Here is a 16605-nt window from a genome sequence, read left to right on the forward strand (position 1 = left end):
AAGATCCCATGCCCCTCACACCACGCGACTCCGCACCCTCCACCCCGACACTGACCAGGGCGACCCTGCGCCCGGAATGCAGCAGCTGCTTCGCACTCTGCTGCACGGCTCTCGGTTTCTCCCGCTCAGCGGACTTCGCCGTCGACAAACCGGCAGGGACGCCCTGCCGGAACCTGGACTCCGCTTTCTCCTGCACCATCCACGACCGCCTGCGGCCGCGAGGCTTCCGCGGGTGCACCGTCTTCGACTGCTTCGGTGCCGGCCAGAACGTCTCCCAGAACCTCTTCCGTGGCGTCAGCTGGAGAGAGGAGCCAGGAACGGCACGGGAGATGTTCACGGCGTTCACGGTGGTCCGGCAACTCCACGAGATGCTCTGGTATCTGGCCGAGGCCGGCACCCGGACGTTCGACCCTGACACCTCGTACACGGTCGACGACCTCAGGTCGGCCCTTGAGCGCGCGATGGGTAAAGGTGCACAGCAGGTTCTCGCGCTCGACCTGGATTCTCTTCACACGCGCGTGCGGTCAGTGCTGATGGACGTCAGCGAAGAAGTCAGAGCGTCCTACCTCGCAACCGGCGACGACCATCTGGGCGTTGCGCTCGTTCCGGGAGCGGACCTCATGGGCCAGACACTCAGGTCGCGGCCGCTGCACGGGGCGGACCTTCGAGGCGCCTACCTCATCGCCGCCGATCTGCGGGAGTGCGACCTCTCCGGGGCGGACCTCCTCGGTGCCGACCTCAGGGATGCCCGTCTCGGTGGGGCTGATCTCTCCAAAGCCCTCTACCTGACGCAGGCCCAGCTCGACGCTGCCCACGGTGACTCGGGCACGCTCATTCCCCAGGACCTGAGCGCTCCCAGTCACTGGCAGGACTGAGCTCCGGCGCCCGTGTCGCCCAGGCCGTCGCCTGCTCGAACGCGTATGCCACCTGCAGCAGCTCCACGTCGCTGCCGTGCGGCATCACGATCTGCAGCCCCACCGGCAGTCCGTCCGCGCTGAACCCGGCCGGGACGGACACGGCGGGCAGGCCCGTGGCGGAGACCAGGCAGGCCGAGCGCATCCAGTCGAGGTACGTCTCGAACGCGACGCCGTTCAGCGACGTCGGATACCGCTCGGCGGCGTCGAACGGGAGGACCTGCGCCGCCGGGCTCACGAACACGTCGTACCGCCCGAAGTAACGGCGCACACTGGTGTCGAGGCGGGTCCGGGCGAGGGCGGCGTCGACCAGGTCCTGCGCCGTCAGCCGCTGCCCCTTCTCCACGTTCCAGCGGATCTCGGGCTTGATCGCATCCCCGTGCTTCGCGACGAGATCGCCCAGGCCGAGCACGAAGTCGAAGGCCCGCGTGGCCCCGAACACCTGGTCCGCGTCGCGCAGGTCCGGTGCGGCTTCCTCGACGATCGCGCCGAGATGCGCGAAGACCTGCAGCTCGTTCTCGAGGACCCGCAGCACTTCGGCGTCCACGGGCACTCCGAGCCCGAAGTCGGGCGACCAGCCGATCCGCAGACCGGTCAGGTCCCGCTGGAGCCCGGCGCCGAACGAACCCTGCACGGGGTAGGCGTACGGGACGGCGGGATCGGCACCGGCGATCGCCGTCATGCCCAGGGCGATGTCCTCGACATCGCGTGCCATGAGCCCGCTGCGGCTCAGCCACGCCCACGCGTTGCGTGTGGGCACGGACGGGACGACGCCGATCGACGGGCGGTACCCGACGACGTTGCAGAACGACGCGGGGACGCGCAGCGAGCCGCCCATGTCGCTGCCGTCACCCAGGGGCTGGATCCGGGCCGCGATCGAGGCCGCCACTCCCCCGCTGCTGCCGCCGGCGCTGCGGCTCGTGTCGTACGGGTTGACGGTGGTCCCGAACACCTCGTTGAAGGTGTGCGATCCGGCGGCGAACTCCGGCACGTTCGTCTTGCCCGTCGTGACCACGCCGGCACTCTTCAGGCGCCCGATGATCAGGTCGTCGAAGGTCGGCACGAAGTCCTTGAAGATCGTCGAGCCCTGCGTCGTGCGCAGGCCCTTCGTGTTGTGCGTGTCCTTGTGCGTCATCGGCAGGCCGTGCAGCGGCGGCAGGTCCGCGCCCGACGCCGTCAGCTCGTCCGCCGCGGTGGCCAGCACGACGGCGCCGTCCCGGTCCTCGGTGATCACCGCGTTGATGCGGCCGTTGACGGCGTCGATCCGGTCGAAATGCGCCTCGAGCGCCTCCCGCGCGGACACGTCGCGACGGCGGATGGCGGTCGTCAGTTCGACGGCGGACAGTTCGTGCAGCGCACCGCTCACGCGGTCGTCCCCACCTTCGAGAGCAGCGCCGTCATGGCGGCGCGCACGCCGGTGGTCAGCGTGGGCTCGATGGCCGGCGCGAAGAACGGCGAGTGGTTGCTCGGCACGGGATCGTCGCCGTCGAGCACTCCCTGCGGGTGCCCGCCGAAGAACCAGTAGACGCTGGGCACGCCGATGGCCTCGGCGAGGAGGCCGAAGTCCTCGCTGCCCATCACGGGTGGGGACTCGATGACGGCGTCCTCGCCCAGTACCCCGCCCAACGCGGCCATGAGGTCCTCCGTGGAGGCGGGGTCGTTGTAGCACTGCGGGAAGCTGGTGATCTCCTCGATCACGGGCTCCGGCGCCCCCGACGCAGCAGCCTCGGCGCTGATGATCCGCCGCAGCGACCCGAGCACACGCTCGCGCACGTCGACGTCGAACGTACGGACGTTGACGGTGAACTCCGCCGACGCCGGGATGATGTTCTCCTTGAGGCCGCCGTGGAAGGTGCCGATCGTGACGACGGCGGACTTCATGGGGTGCACCTCCCGGGCCACGATCGTCTGGATCCGGACGACCATGTGCGCGCCGAGCACGATCGGGTCGATCGACTGGTCCGGCTGCGAACCGTGCGCCTGCCGGCCGTGGACCGTGATCTTCCACGAGTCGGCCATGGCCATGGCGGTGCCCTTGCTGATGTTCACGGTGCCGGCGAGCCCCGGCCAGACGTGCTGGCCGTAGATGATCGACGGCATGGGCGCCTTGTCCCACAGACCGTCCTCCACCATCGCCTCCGCGCCCTCGCCGGTCTCCTCGCCGGGCTGGAAGACGAACACCACCGTGCCGGACCAGGCGTCGCGGTTCTCCGTCAGGAGCTGCGCGGCGGTGAGGCCCACTGTCACATGGGTGTCGTGTCCGCAACCGTGCATCACGGGGACCTCGGTGCCGTCGGCAAGGTGTCCCGTCGTCGTGCTCGCGTAGTCCAGCCCCGTGTCCTCGGCGATGGGCAGACCGTCGGTGTCGGCGCGGTAGCCGACCACGGGCCCGTCGCCGTTGCGCAGGATCCCGACGACGCCGGTGCCTCCGCACATGAATGCCTCGAGGCCGAGGTGGTTCAGCTTCTCGAGGATGAAGGCTGCGGTGTGTGTCTCCTGCATGGAGAGCTCGGGGTGGGCGTGGAGGTGCCGGTACAACTCGTGCATGGCAGTGGTGTGGGCGTCGGAGAGCTCGAAGACGTCGGTGTCGATGGTCGTATCGATGGTCATGGTGTCCTTTCGGGCAGGCTGTGTCGGAGCTTAGTTGACGAGGGTGGTGGGCGTCGCGGTCGCCGTGCGCGAGCGCAGGAACCAGGCGAGCACCGCGGTGATAAGGACGACGACGCCGGTGGCCGGCTTCGCGAGGGCCGGAACGGCCGGCACCAGGACGAAGAGCACGAGGGCCGCGACGACGACGGCGATCACCGTGACGCGCGGCTGCTTCATGGTGACGATGAGCTGCACCAGGACGCCGCCGATGATGGCGGGGAAGATGTACAGGCGGGCGACGTCCACGATGTCCGTGGGGATGACGCTGACCAGCCAGGTCCCGAGGATGCCGACGAAGAACAGCATGGACAGCACGTGGACCATGGCCGCGCCGCAGATGGCCATGAGGGCGGCGAACTCACCCCGCTTGGTGCCGGCCTTCGCGCCGATAGCCGCCTGCGCCACGAGGGCCGAGGGCAGCAGCTTGTTGGCGATGTTGCCGATCATGAAGGCCTGGTACATCGCGGCAGGGCCGAGCACCGGGTAGTAGGTGATGGGCTCGACGAACCAGAGCACGAAGAAGGCGGCCGCGACGGCCAGGTACGCCGTCCAGATCATGCTCGCGGTGATCCCGAGGTCCGTGGACAGCACGAGGTAGAGCGGCGCGGCGAGGGAGAGGAGCAGCGCCACTCCCATGGTCAGCTGGCCCCAGCGGGAGGTGGTGCGGTCGAACTCGGCGAGGGAGGCGTTCTGCGTGACGGCAGTCTCTGCAGCGGACATGGTGGTTCCTTTCGGGTGGAGTACTGCCTAGGCGGCGGGGGCCATGCCGGAGGTGTGGGCGACGTACGCGGCGATCAGGCCGACGATGATGGAGATGCCGAGGCCCCATTCCCGCAGCCACGTAGCGGACGTCCTGGTTGCGAGGAGGATGCACACCCCCATCGTGACGGCGGAGACGATGACGGCCAGGACGTGGACGGGGGTCTTTCCCAGTTCCGCGATGCCGAGGCTCGCGAAGGCGCCGATGAGGGCGGCGGCCGGCACGATCGCCATCAGGGCGGGGTTGACCCTGCGGAGCTTGGTGTCGCCCCGGCGCAGGATCGGCGTGAGGATCAGGGTCGCGAGCATCCACCCGGCGCCGGACAGGCTCATGGCCATGAAGGCAACCACGAACACCGCCTGCGTGTAATCCGGGCCGCCCAGGGTGGCGCCCATGGTGCCGGCGGCGAGGCTGGCCGACGCCGATTCCGTGGCGGCGGAGCCGACGAGCCCGATGCGCACCAGCACGGCCGGTGTTCCGAAGAGGGTGAGGAGGGCGATGCTCACCAGCACCACGGCCAGGGACGGACCGATGGCCGCGATGGCGCCGGCCCTGAAGGAGGTCCTGAGCTCCTCCGGCGAGATGTCGGCGGCCGGTCCAGCCTTCTTCGCGGCCTTCATGTAGACGAGGGACTGCACGATGATGGCGCCGAAGACACCGAGGGCCAGGACCCAGAGGACGGGCAGGTTGGCGATCGCAAGGATGTCCGTGGACAGTCCTTCGGGAGTCAGTGCTGTTTCCATGGGAACTCCAGGGGCGGGGTGGGTGGGAGAAGGAGGCGCGGATCAGGAGGTGGGGCGGCTGTCGGTGGTGTCGAGGCGGCGGAGGGTCCCCACGAGCGCTTCGACACCCGTGGCGATGTCCTCGGTACTGCTCCATTCCTCGGGGCAGTGGCTCTTGCCGCCCTTGGAGGGGATGAAGATCATGCCCATGGGCGCGAGGGTGGCCATGTGTACCGCGTCGTGGGTCGCGCCGCTCGGGATCGGCATCCAGGGCAGGCCGAGGGCGTCGACGGCGGCACCGGCGACGTCCTGGACGCTCGACGCCGCGTGGACCACCGTGTTGTCCGTGGACCACTCGAATCCGACGTCGACGCCGAGGTCGGCCGCCTTCGCCGCGATCTCGCCGGTCAGCCGCCCCTTGACGCCGGACAGCCAGGTGGGGTCGACGCTGCGGACCTCGCTGTACATCCTGACGAGCGACGGGACGACGTTCGGTGAGCGGGACTCCGATTCGACCCGCGTCGACGTCGCGACGCCGTGGGTCGGCGCCCCGCAGCCTTCGGCGCGCACCGCGAGGACGGCCGCGGCGGCGGCGGCCATGGCGTCGCGGCGGTCCTCCATCGACGTCGTGCCTGCATGGTCCGCAGCTCCCGCGAAGGTGGCGATAAAGCGCTCGATGCCGGTGATCGCGGTGACGATGCCGAGCGGCAGGCCGCGCTTCTCGAGGGTGGGTCCCTGCTCGATGTGCAGTTCGACGAACGCGTGCAGGGGCTTCTTCGCCCACGGGACATCCAGCAGCCGGGAGGGGTCGAGACCGTAGTCGATGTAGGCCTGGCCGAGGGTGACGCCGCGGTAGTCGCGCCGGTCGAGGTCCTCCGGTGTCAGTTCCTGGGCCGCGGAGCGGCTGCCGAGGCAGCTGAGCCCGAAGACGTTCGACTCCTCGCCGAGAAAGTCGACCACCAGCAGGTCCCGCCGCAGTCGCGTCCCGGAGTCCTGCAGCAGGCGGGCCGCCTCGATGGATCCCAGGACGCCCACGATGCCGTCGAACCGACCGCCGCCGTCGACCGTGTCCGTGTGGGAGCCGGTGACGAGTGCGGGCGCCGAGGGGTCGCTCCCCGCCAGCCGTCCGACGATGTTGCCGGCGGCGTCCACGTGCACCTGGAGTCCGGCCTCGCGCATGCGGGTGGCGGTCCAGTCGCGGGATGCGCGGTACGGCTCACTGAAGACCTCGCGGGTCCAGCCGGGCCGGTCGCCGTCGTGGAACGCCGAGAGTTCGGCTATGCCGGCGCCGAGACGGTCGAGGGTCTCGAGGGAGGACAGCTGGAGCATGGAATCAGTCCTTTGCGCAAACGTTTGCGGTGAGGTGCAGCGAGTGGATAGCTGCGGAGTGTGGCCCCAATCACACTACGGACGCCCCGTTTCGTCAATGTTTCAGTGCGGTGAAACCTGGAATTTTCCGGGTGCGAGCGCAAACCTTTGCGCCCAATGTTGCAGGAGAAGGCACGTGGGGCTCCGGCGGGCCTAGACTCGAGGCGATGAAGGAAGATCCCAGCTCGCAGCCGGCCAGGGCGCGTCCTGTCACCCTGGCGACGATCGCCGGTCATGCCCAGGTACACATCTCGACGGTGTCGCGTGCGCTGAGCGATGATCCCGCGGGGATCGGCGCCGACACGGTGAGCCGGGTGCGTGAGCTCGCGGCAGCGCTCGGCTACCGGCGCGACGTCGGCGCAGCAGGGCTGCGGACCGGCAGCTCCCGCCTGATCGGCGTCCTCGTGCCGCGCCTCACCGACCTCGTGCTCGCCTCGATCTACGAGAGCATCGACGCGGCGGCAAGCACTGCCGGGTACGGCACCGTCGTCGCCAACACGCTCGACGATCCGGGGCATCGCCGCGCACGCCTGGACGCGATGCTCTCGCGGAGGATCGACGGCGTCATCATCGGCGACTCCCACAGCGGCGACACGGTGGCGCACGAACTACGGGGGCGCGGTGTCCCCTATGTGCTCGTGATGCGCACCCTGGAGGGCCACCTCTCGGTGACGACGGACGATTACCGGGGCGGGCAGCTCGCCGCCGAGCACCTCCTGTCCCTGGGACACCGCCGGGTCGGTGTCATCGCCGGGGACCAGCTGGCCAGCACGGGCCGCGAGCGCACCCTCGGCTTCCGCAGGGCGTACGAAGCCGCGGGCTTTCCCCTACCCGAGTCCTACGTGGTGGCATCGGCCTTCAGCACGCCGTCCGGGCTTGAGGCGGGTGCGGAGCTGATGCGACTCCCCGAGCCACCCACGGCCATCTTCGCTGTGCACGATCTTCTCGCCCTCGGAGCCATGGGCGCCATCAGGGATGCCGGGAAGCGGGTCGGGGCGGACGTGGCGCTCATCGGCTACAACGATCTCGACCTCGCGGGCACGCTGCCGGTCCCGCTGACGTCCGTCCGATCGGATCTCGCGGCGATGGGGACCCAGAGCGTGGAGGCCCTGCTCCGGATCATGCGGGGTGAGCCCACCCGGAGCGTGCTACTGCCGCCGGAGCTGGTGGTGCGGGCCACCACTCCCCCGCTGTAGCGCGACAGAGGTGTTCCACGTCGGCTCCGCGGGGGTCGCCGACCGGCTGACTGTTCGACAGCGCACCACGTTCCCGGACGGCGAGCGACTTGAAGGCGCCTCCTGCCCACCTAGCTCCCGAGCCTCCCCAGGGCCGCTGCATCGAAGGCGTCATCGGAACGGGAGCTGGCCGTGGTGCTGTCTTCCCGCGTCATCGGTGTCAATCGTTTGTTGACTTCAGTTGATGACTGCCCGGGCTCCGACACCTCGTTTACGGATCCTGCTCGGGCCTGCCTAGTGTTGGTGCAGCAGATCACGGCACCGTCACGTGAACCGTTCACGGACGATCCGGGAAGGAAAACCGTTGGCAACCATCAGGTATGTCGCCAAGCACGCCGGCGCATCCCCGGCCGGCGTGATTGTCACGATTACCCTGGTCATCATGGTGCTCATCTTCCAGCGCCGCATTGTCGAGGGCCTCACCTCCGGAGCCACCAAGTGAGCGAACCCGCTCCTCTCCATGTGCCCGGTTGGTGGCAGGACGCCGTCATCTACCAGGTCTACCCGCGTTCCTTCGCGGATGGCGACGGCGACGGCGTGGGTGACCTCTCAGGCTTGCTGACCCGCCTGCCGTACATCGCGTCCCTGGGTGTGGACGGCATCTGGATGACGCCGTTCCAGCCCTCCCCGCAGGTGGACCAGGGCTACGACGTCAGCGATTACTGCGGGGTGGACCCGCTGTTCGGGACCATGGCGCAGTTCGACGCCCTGCTCGACGCGGCGCACGCCCGCGGGCTCCGGATCTTCCTCGATGTAGTGCCCAACCACTGCTCCTCCGAGCATCCGCTGTTCAAGGCCGCGGTCGCGGCGGGTCCCGGCTCCCCCGAGCGCGCCATGTTCCACTTCGTGGACGGGGTCGACGGCGACACTCCCCCGAACAACTGGCAGAGCGTCTTCGGCGGCCGCGCCTGGAGTCGGGTGGATCCCGGATCGGACGCGGACCAGCAGTGGTATCTGCACCTCTTCGCCCCGGAGCAGCCGGACTGGAACTGGCGCAACCCCGCCGTGGGCGACTACTTCGAGGGAGTGCTCCGGTTCTGGTTCGAGAAGGGGGTCGACGGTCTGCGGATCGATGTCGCGCACGCCCTGTTCAAGGCCGAGGGGCTAACGGACAGCGCCGGCACTGGCACCGTGGTGGACGGCCTGCGCTCGAACCCACAGGTCTCCGACCAGGAGGAGGTGCACGAGGTGTACCGGCGGTGGCGCCGTGTCGCCGCGTCCTATTCCCCGGAGCGGGTGCTGGTCGGTGAGGTGAACCTCGCGCCCCACCGCGCCGCCCGCTACACACGGCATGACGAGATGCACCAGGCCTTTGCGTTCTCCTTCGTGAAACTGGGGTGGGATGCCGCCGCCTGGGCTGCGGTCGGGACCGAGCTCGAGGAGGCCCGCAGGGAGCACGGGGCACCGCTCACCTGGGCGCTCGAGAACCACGACATCGTCCGATCCGCGACGCGATTCGGTGGCGGCGAACAAGGCGCGCTGCGCGCTCGGGCCGGCTTGCTCGCCATCCTCGGGCTCCCCGGCGGCGCATATATCTATCAGGGCCAGGAGCTAAACCTGCCCGAGGTCGATGTGCCGCTCGAAGCCCGGGTGGACCCCATGTGGACGCGTGGCGGGGTCTCACGCGACGGAGCGCGCGTGCCTCTGCCGTGGACCTCTGCATCGGAGAACGCCTTCGGCTTCTCACCCCCGGGGTCGGCTTCGCCCTGGTTGCCGGTTGCTGCCGGCTGGGGCTCGAGATCCGTCGAGGCCCATCAGGCCGGCGAGGATTCGACCCTGCAACTTCTCAGAGCCGCGCTCGAACTGCGGAAGCAACTGACCGAGCAGGAGATCCTGTCACCCGACGACGGCGGTACCTGGCGCGTCGAAGACAGGAGTTTGCTCGTCTGCGAGCGCGGGGACCGGTTTTTGGTCGCCGTCGCCATGGGTGATGTGCCCGCCCGCCTTCCGGAGGGCGACGTCGTGCTTTCCTCTTCCCCCCTGACCGCGGAGGGACTCCTCCCGCCCGACGCCGCGGCATGGGTCCTGACTCAAGACAGCTAGGGCGCCGCGCGACCTGAGCGTGCACGATCCTCAGGTCGCAGTCGGCCTTCGAAGCCGTGACCTGCCGCGTCCCGTCGCGCACCAATCCCGGACCGGAAGCGTCCGCATCGGGCGGGACCATGGGGGCATGAGCGCTTCAGATATCCAACCGTTCACCATCCACATGCCGCAGGAAGACCTCGACGATCTGCAACGGCGTCTGGCCGCGGCACGTCACCCGTCACCGCTGCCCCAGTCCGCGAACGAATGGGGCGCCTCCTCAGCATGGGACCGCGGGGTGCCGCAGGACTGGCTCGCAGGCCTCGCCGAGTACTGGCGGGACGGGTTCGACTGGCGTGCCTACGAGCAGCGCCTGAACGCGGTGCCCCAGTTCACGACGACGATCGGGGGCCAGCCGCTCCACTTCCTCCACGTCCGCTCCGAGGAGCCAGATGCGGTGCCTCTGCTGCTGGCGCACGGGTGGCCCGGCTCGTTCCTCGAGTTCGTCGACCTGATCGGGCCCCTCACCGCACCGGCCCGACACGGCCATCCGGAAGCGGTAGCCTTCGACGTCGTCGTCCCGTCCGCTCCCGGCTTCGCGTTCTCCAGCCCCCTCGCCGACGGTGGCTGGGACGATACGCGGGTGGCCCGCGCCTACGCGGAGCTGATGACGAGGCTCGGCTATGAACGGTTCGGGGTGCAGGGCGGCGATTACGGCGCCGGCCTGGCCCCCGAGATCGCCCGCGTGGTGCCGGACCGCGTGATCGGCGTCCACGTCAACGGCACCACCGGCCCCATGCCGGCACTCCCCCTTGCCGAGGAGGAGCTTGCCGCCCTCACCGACCGCGAGAAGCGTGCCATCGCCGACATCGAAGCGTTCATGTGGCAGCAGTTCGGGTACATCTCCCTCCAATCCACGCGGCCCGGCCTGGTCGGCACTCTGCTCACCGACAGCCCATTGGCACAACTGGCCTGGATCATGGACAAGTTCCAGGCCTGGACGTGGCCCGTGGAACAGGACGTCCTCGAGATCCTCGACCGCGATCTGCTCCTCGCTAACGTCTCCCTCTACTGATTCACCCGGACGGCGGGCTCGTCCGCCCTGACCGTATATGCACAAGGAAGCGGGTGGGGCACCGCGAAGGAGACGAGCGGCGTTCCGACGGCGGTCATCAACTTTGCGCACGACATCGCCATCCGCAGCTACGTGGAACGGGAGAACACCGTGGCGCGCTGGACCGACGTCGACCACGGCGGGCACTTCGCGGCCCTCGAGGAGCCCGAGCTGCTGGTGGCGGACGTGCGGGCGTTCCTCGGAGACTTGAGGTTGTAGCCCTTCTGAGCCTTCTCCGGCACCGCGCGCCGGTAGCCTGAGGCAATGAGACCTCTGGCAGACCTCCCCCAGTTCATCTACGGCACCACGCGGCTCGGGCACGACGACGTCCCCCGCGACCAGCAGGCGCACATGGCGCGCATGGCGATCGACGCCGGACTCTGGCTCCACACCTCCCGCCAGTACGACCACGCCCTCGAGGTGCTCGGCGCAGCCTTCGAGGAGGACCGCAGCAAGGTCCCGCCGGTCATCGTGAAGCTGGGCGGTGGAACGGCCGACGACGTCTGCGCCACTATCGCCGAGAACATCGAGCCCCTGGGCATCAGTTCCATCGACATCGGGCAGCTCACCGGCGTTGGCGCGTTCGCGGACGACATGCCGTCGGGCGGGCCTACCCTTGCCGACCTGCAGCGCATCAAGGACGAGGGCCTGGTGGGGCGCTTCGTCCTCGAGATCTTCCCGTGGACGTCGGAGGCTCCGCTCAAGGCGTTGCGGGCCGGGCACCTCGACGGGCTGATCGACGGCTACATCTTCTACCTCAACCCGCTGCAGCGCTTCGCGTCGAACGCGCTGTGGGACGAACTGCTGGCACAGGACAAGGCCATCATCTCGATGCGCACCGTGGCGGGTGCTCCTGTGCACGAACTGCGCGACGTCCCGGGCGCAGCATGGAAGCCGTACCTGCAGGAACGGGCCATCGAGGTGGCGCCCATCTTCGAGCGCTCGGGCATCGAGAGCTGGGCCGAGTTCTGTGTCCGCTTCGCACACAGCACCCCGCAGGTGGTGTCCACCGTCGGTTCGGCGAGCCGCGAGGGGAACCTGCGCGAACTGCTCGCCTACAGCCGGGACATCACGCCGCTTCCGCGGGACATCGTGGACGAACTCTTCGCCCTGCACCGGCGCTGGTCGGACGAGACAGACATCCACGCGGAGCTGTGGAGCATGTAGCAGGTCCCTGAACAACGACGGCGGGGCAGTCACCTGAGTGACTGCCCCGCCGTCGTTCGTTGTGGTGCGGGTCGCTAGCTGTCGCAGCCGATACCGTCGCCGTCGCGGTCGAACTTTTGTTGGAAGCCGGGCGAGCCCGCTGCGATCGGAGCGGCTCCTGCCGCGCGGACGGCGTCGCAGTTCTGGTAGTACGGAGCCGCGGGTGCCGGAGCAGGAGCGACCGGAGCAGGAGCCGGCGCTACTGGCGCAACCGGCGCCGGTGCAGGAGCGACTGGCGCCGGTGCGGGAGCGACTGGCACGACGACGGGCGCGGGTGCCGGCGTCTCGACCGGTTCGGCCGGCGCTGCGACCGACGGCGCTATTTGGTTGGTCGGTGCGAGGATGCCGTTGCAGTCGGACAGGATCGTCGCCATGGCGTCGTGCTCGGCCTGCGTGACCCACAGGGTGTAGGTCGCCTTGACCGAGACCTGCCGTGCCACGTACTCGCAGCGGTAGCCCTTGTTCGGCGGCAGCCAGGTGGCGGCGTCGCCGTCGCTCTTCTGCTGGTTGGTGGGGCCGTCCGTGGACTGCAGGTTCAGCGGATCGTTCGCGAACGCGACGCGCTGGTCGAAGGTCAGCTGCTGGGCACCCTTCTGCCACGCGTCGGACAAGGCCACGACATGGTCGATCTGCACGTCACTGCTCGTCGCCTGGCCCCGCCGGAACGGGATCTTGGTCCCGGTGTAGGGGTCGTCCAGGATGCCGGACTGCACCTTGCAGGGCACCGAGTTGGCGTAGGCGATTCCCGTCAGGTCGCGGTTCAGCATGTCGTTGCGGGTGTCGCACCCGTTGCGGTCGACGTCGGCCCAGGCCTGCCCGAACTCTTCGCGGTCGTACCCGGTCTTTGGTGCGCGGCCCTTGATGGGCAGCGTCTCCAGCACCGCGAGCGCAGTGGTGTTGAAGGCCGGCTGGTCCGACGGCGCGCGGGGCGTGCCCGTCACGTCGGCGGGGGTATCAGTGTCGACCGGGGCGACGTCCGATGGCGTCGGGCTAGGAGTGGGTGACTGCTTCGTAGACGGTGTCGGCTTGGCGGACGGTGTCGGTTTTGCGGATGGCGTTGCCGACGCCGTCGGAGCGCTGGTGCTCGTCGCTTCGGCCGACGCGGTGCTCTGCTCGGCGACAGCAGTCGGCACCGTGTCCGAAGCCGGGGCGATCGCACCGCCGGCGAGCATGGCGACGACAGCGGCGCCTGCGGTGATCGCGCCGGCCTTGCGGCCTCCGAGGCGCGCCCAGGACGGCCTGTTGGTCAGGAGTGTGTAGAGCCCGGTGAAGAGCGCGACCGTAGCGGCCATGATGAGTCCCCCGCTGACGCCGCCGGCGATGAGGCCGATGACCACCAGGAACAGGGCGAACCCGGCGACGATTGCTGTCGAGGTCCGTATCTTGGGCTTGGTCGGCGATGATGTGTTTCGGGCAGGCGGACGGAATGATGAATTGATGGAAAGTCCCCAGAGTCGATGCGGTGTCTTTGGGCAGCGTACTCGCGCGGGCCACTGATCGCCGAACCAAGGTGAATCCTGATCGTTTCTTGCCCGGGACTTCATGCAAGCTCAGCTTCTGTTCAGGATTGGCGGGTCGGATAAGCCGTCGTGACCATTCGTGCTAAACCTTGACTGTCATTCTTGATGCCCTCTTCTTGTCCAATGACAGTCGCATCTGGTGACGCTCCGAACCAACGGTGCATATGAGCAGATCCCATCCCCCGTTTGCTGGAGCGCCCGTACTCATATCTGCAGAAGAAGATCAATGAACCATGCTCGTTTCCGCCGGCTCGCGCCGGCGACGCTTTTGACCGTCGCGGTTCTCGCCTCGACGCTGACCGCCTGCACCGGCTCAAATTCCTCCGGCGCGACGGCGGTCGACTTTCAACCTGGCACGGTGGTGCGAGTAATCGACGGTGACACCCTTGTCATCAACTTCGACGGTGACGACCAAACTGTCCGCCTGTTGAACGTGGACACGCCGGAGACGAAACATCCTGACAAGCCCGTCGAGTGCCTCGGCCCGGAGGCTACTGAGAAGCTCGAATCGTTGACCCCACCCGGCACGCGTGTCGGCCTCGATTTCGACGTCGAGCGGACCGACAAGTACGAGCGCGTACTCGCCGCCGTGTTCATCGAAGACCAAACGCTGGTCAACGCAGAAATTGCTCGAGTGGGCCTGGGCGTCCCGGTTCTCATCGAACCGAACAAGAAGTACTACGACGAGGTGCAAGCCGCGTACAGCGAGGCGACCGCACGGAACGTCGGATTGGTGGACGTCGCCTCGGGCTGCACCGTCCCGGCAGAACTCGCCAGCGCCATGGAAGCGTTGACGGCGGCAATGGAGGCTCCCGTTGGTGACACAGCTTCAGCGGCTGCTGCAACCGCCGCCGGTATCCTCGCCGCTTTGACGACAGCCAAGGCCGTTCGAGAAGCACTCGAAGCAGGTAAGGACACGGTCCGCGTCCTCGCTATCGGCGCCGATCGCACTGCGGCGTTGGTGCGTGATCTCAACACCCGAATCACCAAGGGTGAACGCTCATTGGCCGCCGCCAACACGAAGGCCACCTCCCTCAAGGAAGCAGAGAAGGCGGCCCAAGCTGCAGCCGCAAAAGCAAAAGCAGCCAAGGCAGCCGTAGCTGCCCGCATCGAGGCCGAGCGTATTCGAGCGGAAGCCGCCGAAGTCGCGCGCGTTGACGCCGAACGTGTTCAGGCAGAGGCCGCAGAAGCCACTCGCATTGAATCCGAGCGGCTCCAGGCCGAACTCAACGCTCGTGCCGAAGCCGATCGATTGGCCGCCGAAGCAGCAGCCGCTGAGCAGGAGCGAATCAGAAACCTTCCACCCGCACCCGAGCCCTACATTCCGCCTGCCGCGCCGTACGTCCCTCCCGCTCCCCCTGCCGCACAGGATCCCTATCCTGGCTACACCGGTCCTCGCTGTTACGCACCCGGCGGGAAGACCTACCGCCCCTGCTGAACTTTGGTAAAGATCAGTCCCGGCCGCCAATTTATAACGATCGTCTTTCGAAATCAGAGCTGAACAAATCCGCCAAATGCGTAGGTGTTCGCCTATTTCATCCAGCCACTTCGCCTGAGGGCACCTCCGTGATCACCCAGAAGTTCTGCCTCTCTCCGAGAGTCTCGTCCAGTTGCACTATTGAGGTAGTTGCGCGAGTTTCAAGGATGCGTGTCGGGATGGATGAAGTTGCTCCTGGCGTACGGAGTTGCTCCACTTATCAACTTGCGGCAGCAGGTAGTTGAGAGTGGAAGACGCAGCTCTGTGAACAGTCACTTAGTTGCCGATCGAGCGACCTCAACGTACTGCGACTGGTAGCGTCGTCGTGAAATCAATTATCACAGTGAACGAGGAGTTTTATGAGCGACTACACTAGACCGCCTTTCGACGGCACGATTTCGATGAGTGCGTATGAGAGGCAGGTTTGGGAAACGCTCGACGGGCACTGGCAGCGCCGTAATAATCGCCGTGGCTTGCCGAACTGGGCGAGTGCAGCACTGAATCGCACTGGCGAAGTCGCAGGAAGCGCTGCAGGCCGCGTCGCAGGCGCACTGCCAGGGGCTGTCACTCGACCTGTCTATCGCGCAACTGAGGCCGTTGCCAGCAGGGCAGCGCGTCCGGCACTTGAAGCTGCAACAGCACTATTGGAACTGGTGAATGATTGGGCCCGGGAGCTCAATGACCCGACGAGCGTCGCGAAACTCGCACGTAAGCGTGGCCTGAATATCGACTCGTTCGATGAATTGCGGCAGCAGGACATGAAGGTCTGTGATCAGCTATTGACCTTGAACACTCTGAGGTGGCGGACGGCTGGTGCGCTTGAGGGTGGCGCTATGGGACTCTTGGCTTTAGTCCCTGTTGCTGGCATCCCCATGGCGATGACAGCGGACGTGCTTGTCATTCAAGTATTGAGCGTCTCGATTGCAACGCGTATCGCATACTCCTACGGCTATGACGCCAAGGATCCGGAGGAGCAGGCCTTCATTCAACGACTCGTACGCCGGTCGTTCATGACTCAAGCAGCTAAAGCTGAGCCACTAAGGGATGTCGCGCGAGCTGCGGGGGCAGTCAAGGGGCGCGTGAATTGGTCACCTAAGCTCCGCGCGGACCACCGCCTCCTCGCCTCTCTCGAGAAGTTGATGCAACAGCTGGGACCTGTCGGGGCAAGAGTCCCAGTTCAGAACGTCGCGAAGGTCGTGCCTTTCGTTGGCGTCCTTATTGGGGCGGGTATGAATTCTGCAATTCTCGGTAATGTGGCCGCCGATGCTAAGCGGTACTGTCAGACCCGATTCATTTGCGAAAAATATGGGCTGCCACTGCCGGTTGCACTGTTGACAGACACCGACGATGACTATGAAACCGCGGCGGTCTAAGCTACTTTCGCAACTTTTACGTTCTGGCAAGTGCGGCTTCGCGAACGATATGAACCTACGGCATAGTCGGCGTGCTTAGTAGCGAAAGAGCGGCTGGCCGGCCACCGGAAGATGACCGGCCAGCCGTAGTGCGTGATCTCCTGAGGCCTCGATGTCATCGTCGAGCCAGAATCGTAATGAGGGACCGGCCGTGTCCGAGGACATGAGGTACTCCCCTGAGTAACCGCGGCCAATGCGCCACCCCT

At 67.2% G+C, this 16605-nt stretch carries 13 protein-coding genes and 1 pseudogene; 8 read left to right on the plus strand and 6 right to left on the minus strand.

What is annotated here, in order from left to right; all coding sequences use genetic code 11:
- Positions 1-8: 8 nt before the first annotated feature.
- Positions 9-875, plus strand: a complete 867-nt coding sequence (locus CXQ92_RS15025) for a pentapeptide repeat-containing protein (RefSeq protein WP_104168555.1) — start codon at positions 9-11, stop codon at positions 873-875.
- Here CXQ92_RS15025 and CXQ92_RS15030 read toward each other — a convergent pair.
- Genes CXQ92_RS15030 through CXQ92_RS15050 form a run of 5 tightly spaced genes read right to left on the minus strand, consistent with a single transcriptional unit; the run spans position 832 to position 6374 of the window.
- Entirely contained in the window at positions 832-2280 is a 1449-nt protein-coding gene (locus tag CXQ92_RS15030) for an amidase (RefSeq protein WP_104168556.1), read from the minus strand. The two genes, CXQ92_RS15025 and CXQ92_RS15030, sit on opposite strands and share 44 nt — an antisense overlap.
- Positions 2277-3524, minus strand: a complete 1248-nt coding sequence (locus CXQ92_RS15035; RefSeq protein ID WP_104168557.1) for an amidohydrolase — start codon at positions 3522-3524, stop codon at positions 2277-2279. The genes CXQ92_RS15030 and CXQ92_RS15035 overlap by 4 nt, the downstream gene beginning before the upstream one ends.
- A gap of 30 nt (positions 3525-3554) precedes the next feature.
- A complete protein-coding gene (locus CXQ92_RS15040) occupies positions 3555-4283 on the minus strand; it encodes a hypothetical protein (RefSeq protein ID WP_104168558.1) in 729 nt (242 codons plus the stop codon).
- Positions 4284-4310: 27 nt separating this feature from the next.
- Positions 4311-5066 carry a DUF5058 family protein gene (locus tag CXQ92_RS15045; protein ID WP_104168559.1) on the minus strand — a complete coding sequence of 252 codons (756 nt, stop codon included), beginning with the start codon at positions 5064-5066 and terminating at the stop codon, positions 4311-4313.
- Positions 5067-5108: 42 nt separating this feature from the next.
- Positions 5109-6374 (minus strand): M20 family metallo-hydrolase, encoded by a 1266-nt coding sequence (locus CXQ92_RS15050; RefSeq protein ID WP_104168560.1) that lies wholly within the window; start codon positions 6372-6374, stop codon positions 5109-5111.
- Positions 6375-6580: 206 nt separating this feature from the next.
- Here CXQ92_RS15050 and CXQ92_RS15055 point away from each other — a divergent pair, with 206 nt between their 5' ends.
- The 5 genes and pseudogenes from CXQ92_RS15055 to CXQ92_RS15075 all read left to right on the plus strand — a co-directional run bounded on the left by CXQ92_RS15055 (position 6581) and on the right by CXQ92_RS15075 (position 11951).
- Positions 6581-7609: a LacI family DNA-binding transcriptional regulator gene (locus CXQ92_RS15055; protein ID WP_104168561.1), complete on the plus strand. Its 1029-nt coding sequence runs from the start codon at positions 6581-6583 to the stop codon at positions 7607-7609.
- 388 nt (positions 7610-7997) lie between these two features.
- Positions 7998-8090: pseudogene (locus CXQ92_RS15060) on the plus strand (carbohydrate ABC transporter permease); the annotation flags it as partial.
- Complete coding sequence (locus CXQ92_RS15065; RefSeq protein WP_258069978.1) at positions 8087-9691, plus strand: alpha-amylase family glycosyl hydrolase; 1605 nt, start codon at positions 8087-8089, stop codon at positions 9689-9691. The pseudogene CXQ92_RS15060 and the gene CXQ92_RS15065, both read left to right, overlap by 4 nt.
- A gap of 127 nt (positions 9692-9818) precedes the next feature.
- The gene (locus tag CXQ92_RS15070; protein WP_258069979.1) at positions 9819-10745 is read left to right on the plus strand and encodes an epoxide hydrolase family protein; all 927 of its coding nucleotides are present in this window, start codon (positions 9819-9821) and stop codon (positions 10743-10745) included.
- 303 nt (positions 10746-11048) lie between these two features.
- Positions 11049-11951 carry an aldo/keto reductase gene (locus CXQ92_RS15075; protein WP_104168563.1) on the plus strand — a complete coding sequence of 301 codons (903 nt, stop codon included), beginning with the start codon at positions 11049-11051 and terminating at the stop codon, positions 11949-11951.
- A gap of 74 nt (positions 11952-12025) precedes the next feature.
- Here the strand turns inward: CXQ92_RS15075 and CXQ92_RS15080 are convergent, their stop codons facing one another.
- Positions 12026-13327, minus strand: coding sequence for a DUF1524 domain-containing protein (locus CXQ92_RS15080; RefSeq protein WP_258069980.1), 1302 nt, complete (start codon positions 13325-13327; stop codon positions 12026-12028).
- Between the two features lie 409 nt (positions 13328-13736).
- Here CXQ92_RS15080 and CXQ92_RS15085 point away from each other — a divergent pair, with 409 nt between their 5' ends.
- Together CXQ92_RS15085 and CXQ92_RS15090 are read left to right on the plus strand one after the other, a co-directional pair.
- Positions 13737-14948: a thermonuclease family protein gene (locus tag CXQ92_RS15085; protein WP_104168565.1), complete on the plus strand. Its 1212-nt coding sequence runs from the start codon at positions 13737-13739 to the stop codon at positions 14946-14948.
- 398 nt (positions 14949-15346) lie between these two features.
- Positions 15347-16360 (plus strand): EcsC family protein, encoded by a 1014-nt coding sequence (locus tag CXQ92_RS15090; RefSeq protein WP_104168566.1) that lies wholly within the window; start codon positions 15347-15349, stop codon positions 16358-16360.
- Positions 16361-16605: the final 245 nt, after the last annotated feature.

This window comes from Arthrobacter sp. SX1312 (assembly GCF_002929295.1).
Taxonomy (GTDB): domain Bacteria; phylum Actinomycetota; class Actinomycetes; order Actinomycetales; family Micrococcaceae; genus Arthrobacter_D.

Bases quoted from the DNA above. Each gene is read 5' to 3' on its own strand.
- CXQ92_RS15025 (WP_104168555.1), top strand. From the start codon at position 9: ATGCCCCTCACACCACGCGACTCCGCACCCTCCACCCCGACACTGACC.
- CXQ92_RS15035 (WP_104168557.1), bottom strand. From the start codon at position 3,524: ATGACCATCGATACGACCATCGACACCGACGTCTTCGAGCTCTCCGAC.
- CXQ92_RS15040 (WP_104168558.1), bottom strand. From the start codon at position 4,283: ATGTCCGCTGCAGAGACTGCCGTCACGCAGAACGCCTCCCTCGCCGAG.
- CXQ92_RS15045 (WP_104168559.1), bottom strand. From the start codon at position 5,066: ATGGAAACAGCACTGACTCCCGAAGGACTGTCCACGGACATCCTTGCG.
- CXQ92_RS15050 (WP_104168560.1), bottom strand. From the start codon at position 6,374: ATGCTCCAGCTGTCCTCCCTCGAGACCCTCGACCGTCTCGGCGCCGGC.
- CXQ92_RS15055 (WP_104168561.1), top strand. From the start codon at position 6,581: ATGAAGGAAGATCCCAGCTCGCAGCCGGCCAGGGCGCGTCCTGTCACC.
- CXQ92_RS15070 (WP_258069979.1), top strand. From the start codon at position 9,819: ATGAGCGCTTCAGATATCCAACCGTTCACCATCCACATGCCGCAGGAA.
- CXQ92_RS15075 (WP_104168563.1), top strand. From the start codon at position 11,049: ATGAGACCTCTGGCAGACCTCCCCCAGTTCATCTACGGCACCACGCGG.
- CXQ92_RS15085 (WP_104168565.1), top strand. From the start codon at position 13,737: ATGAACCATGCTCGTTTCCGCCGGCTCGCGCCGGCGACGCTTTTGACC.
- CXQ92_RS15090 (WP_104168566.1), top strand. From the start codon at position 15,347: ATGAGCGACTACACTAGACCGCCTTTCGACGGCACGATTTCGATGAGT.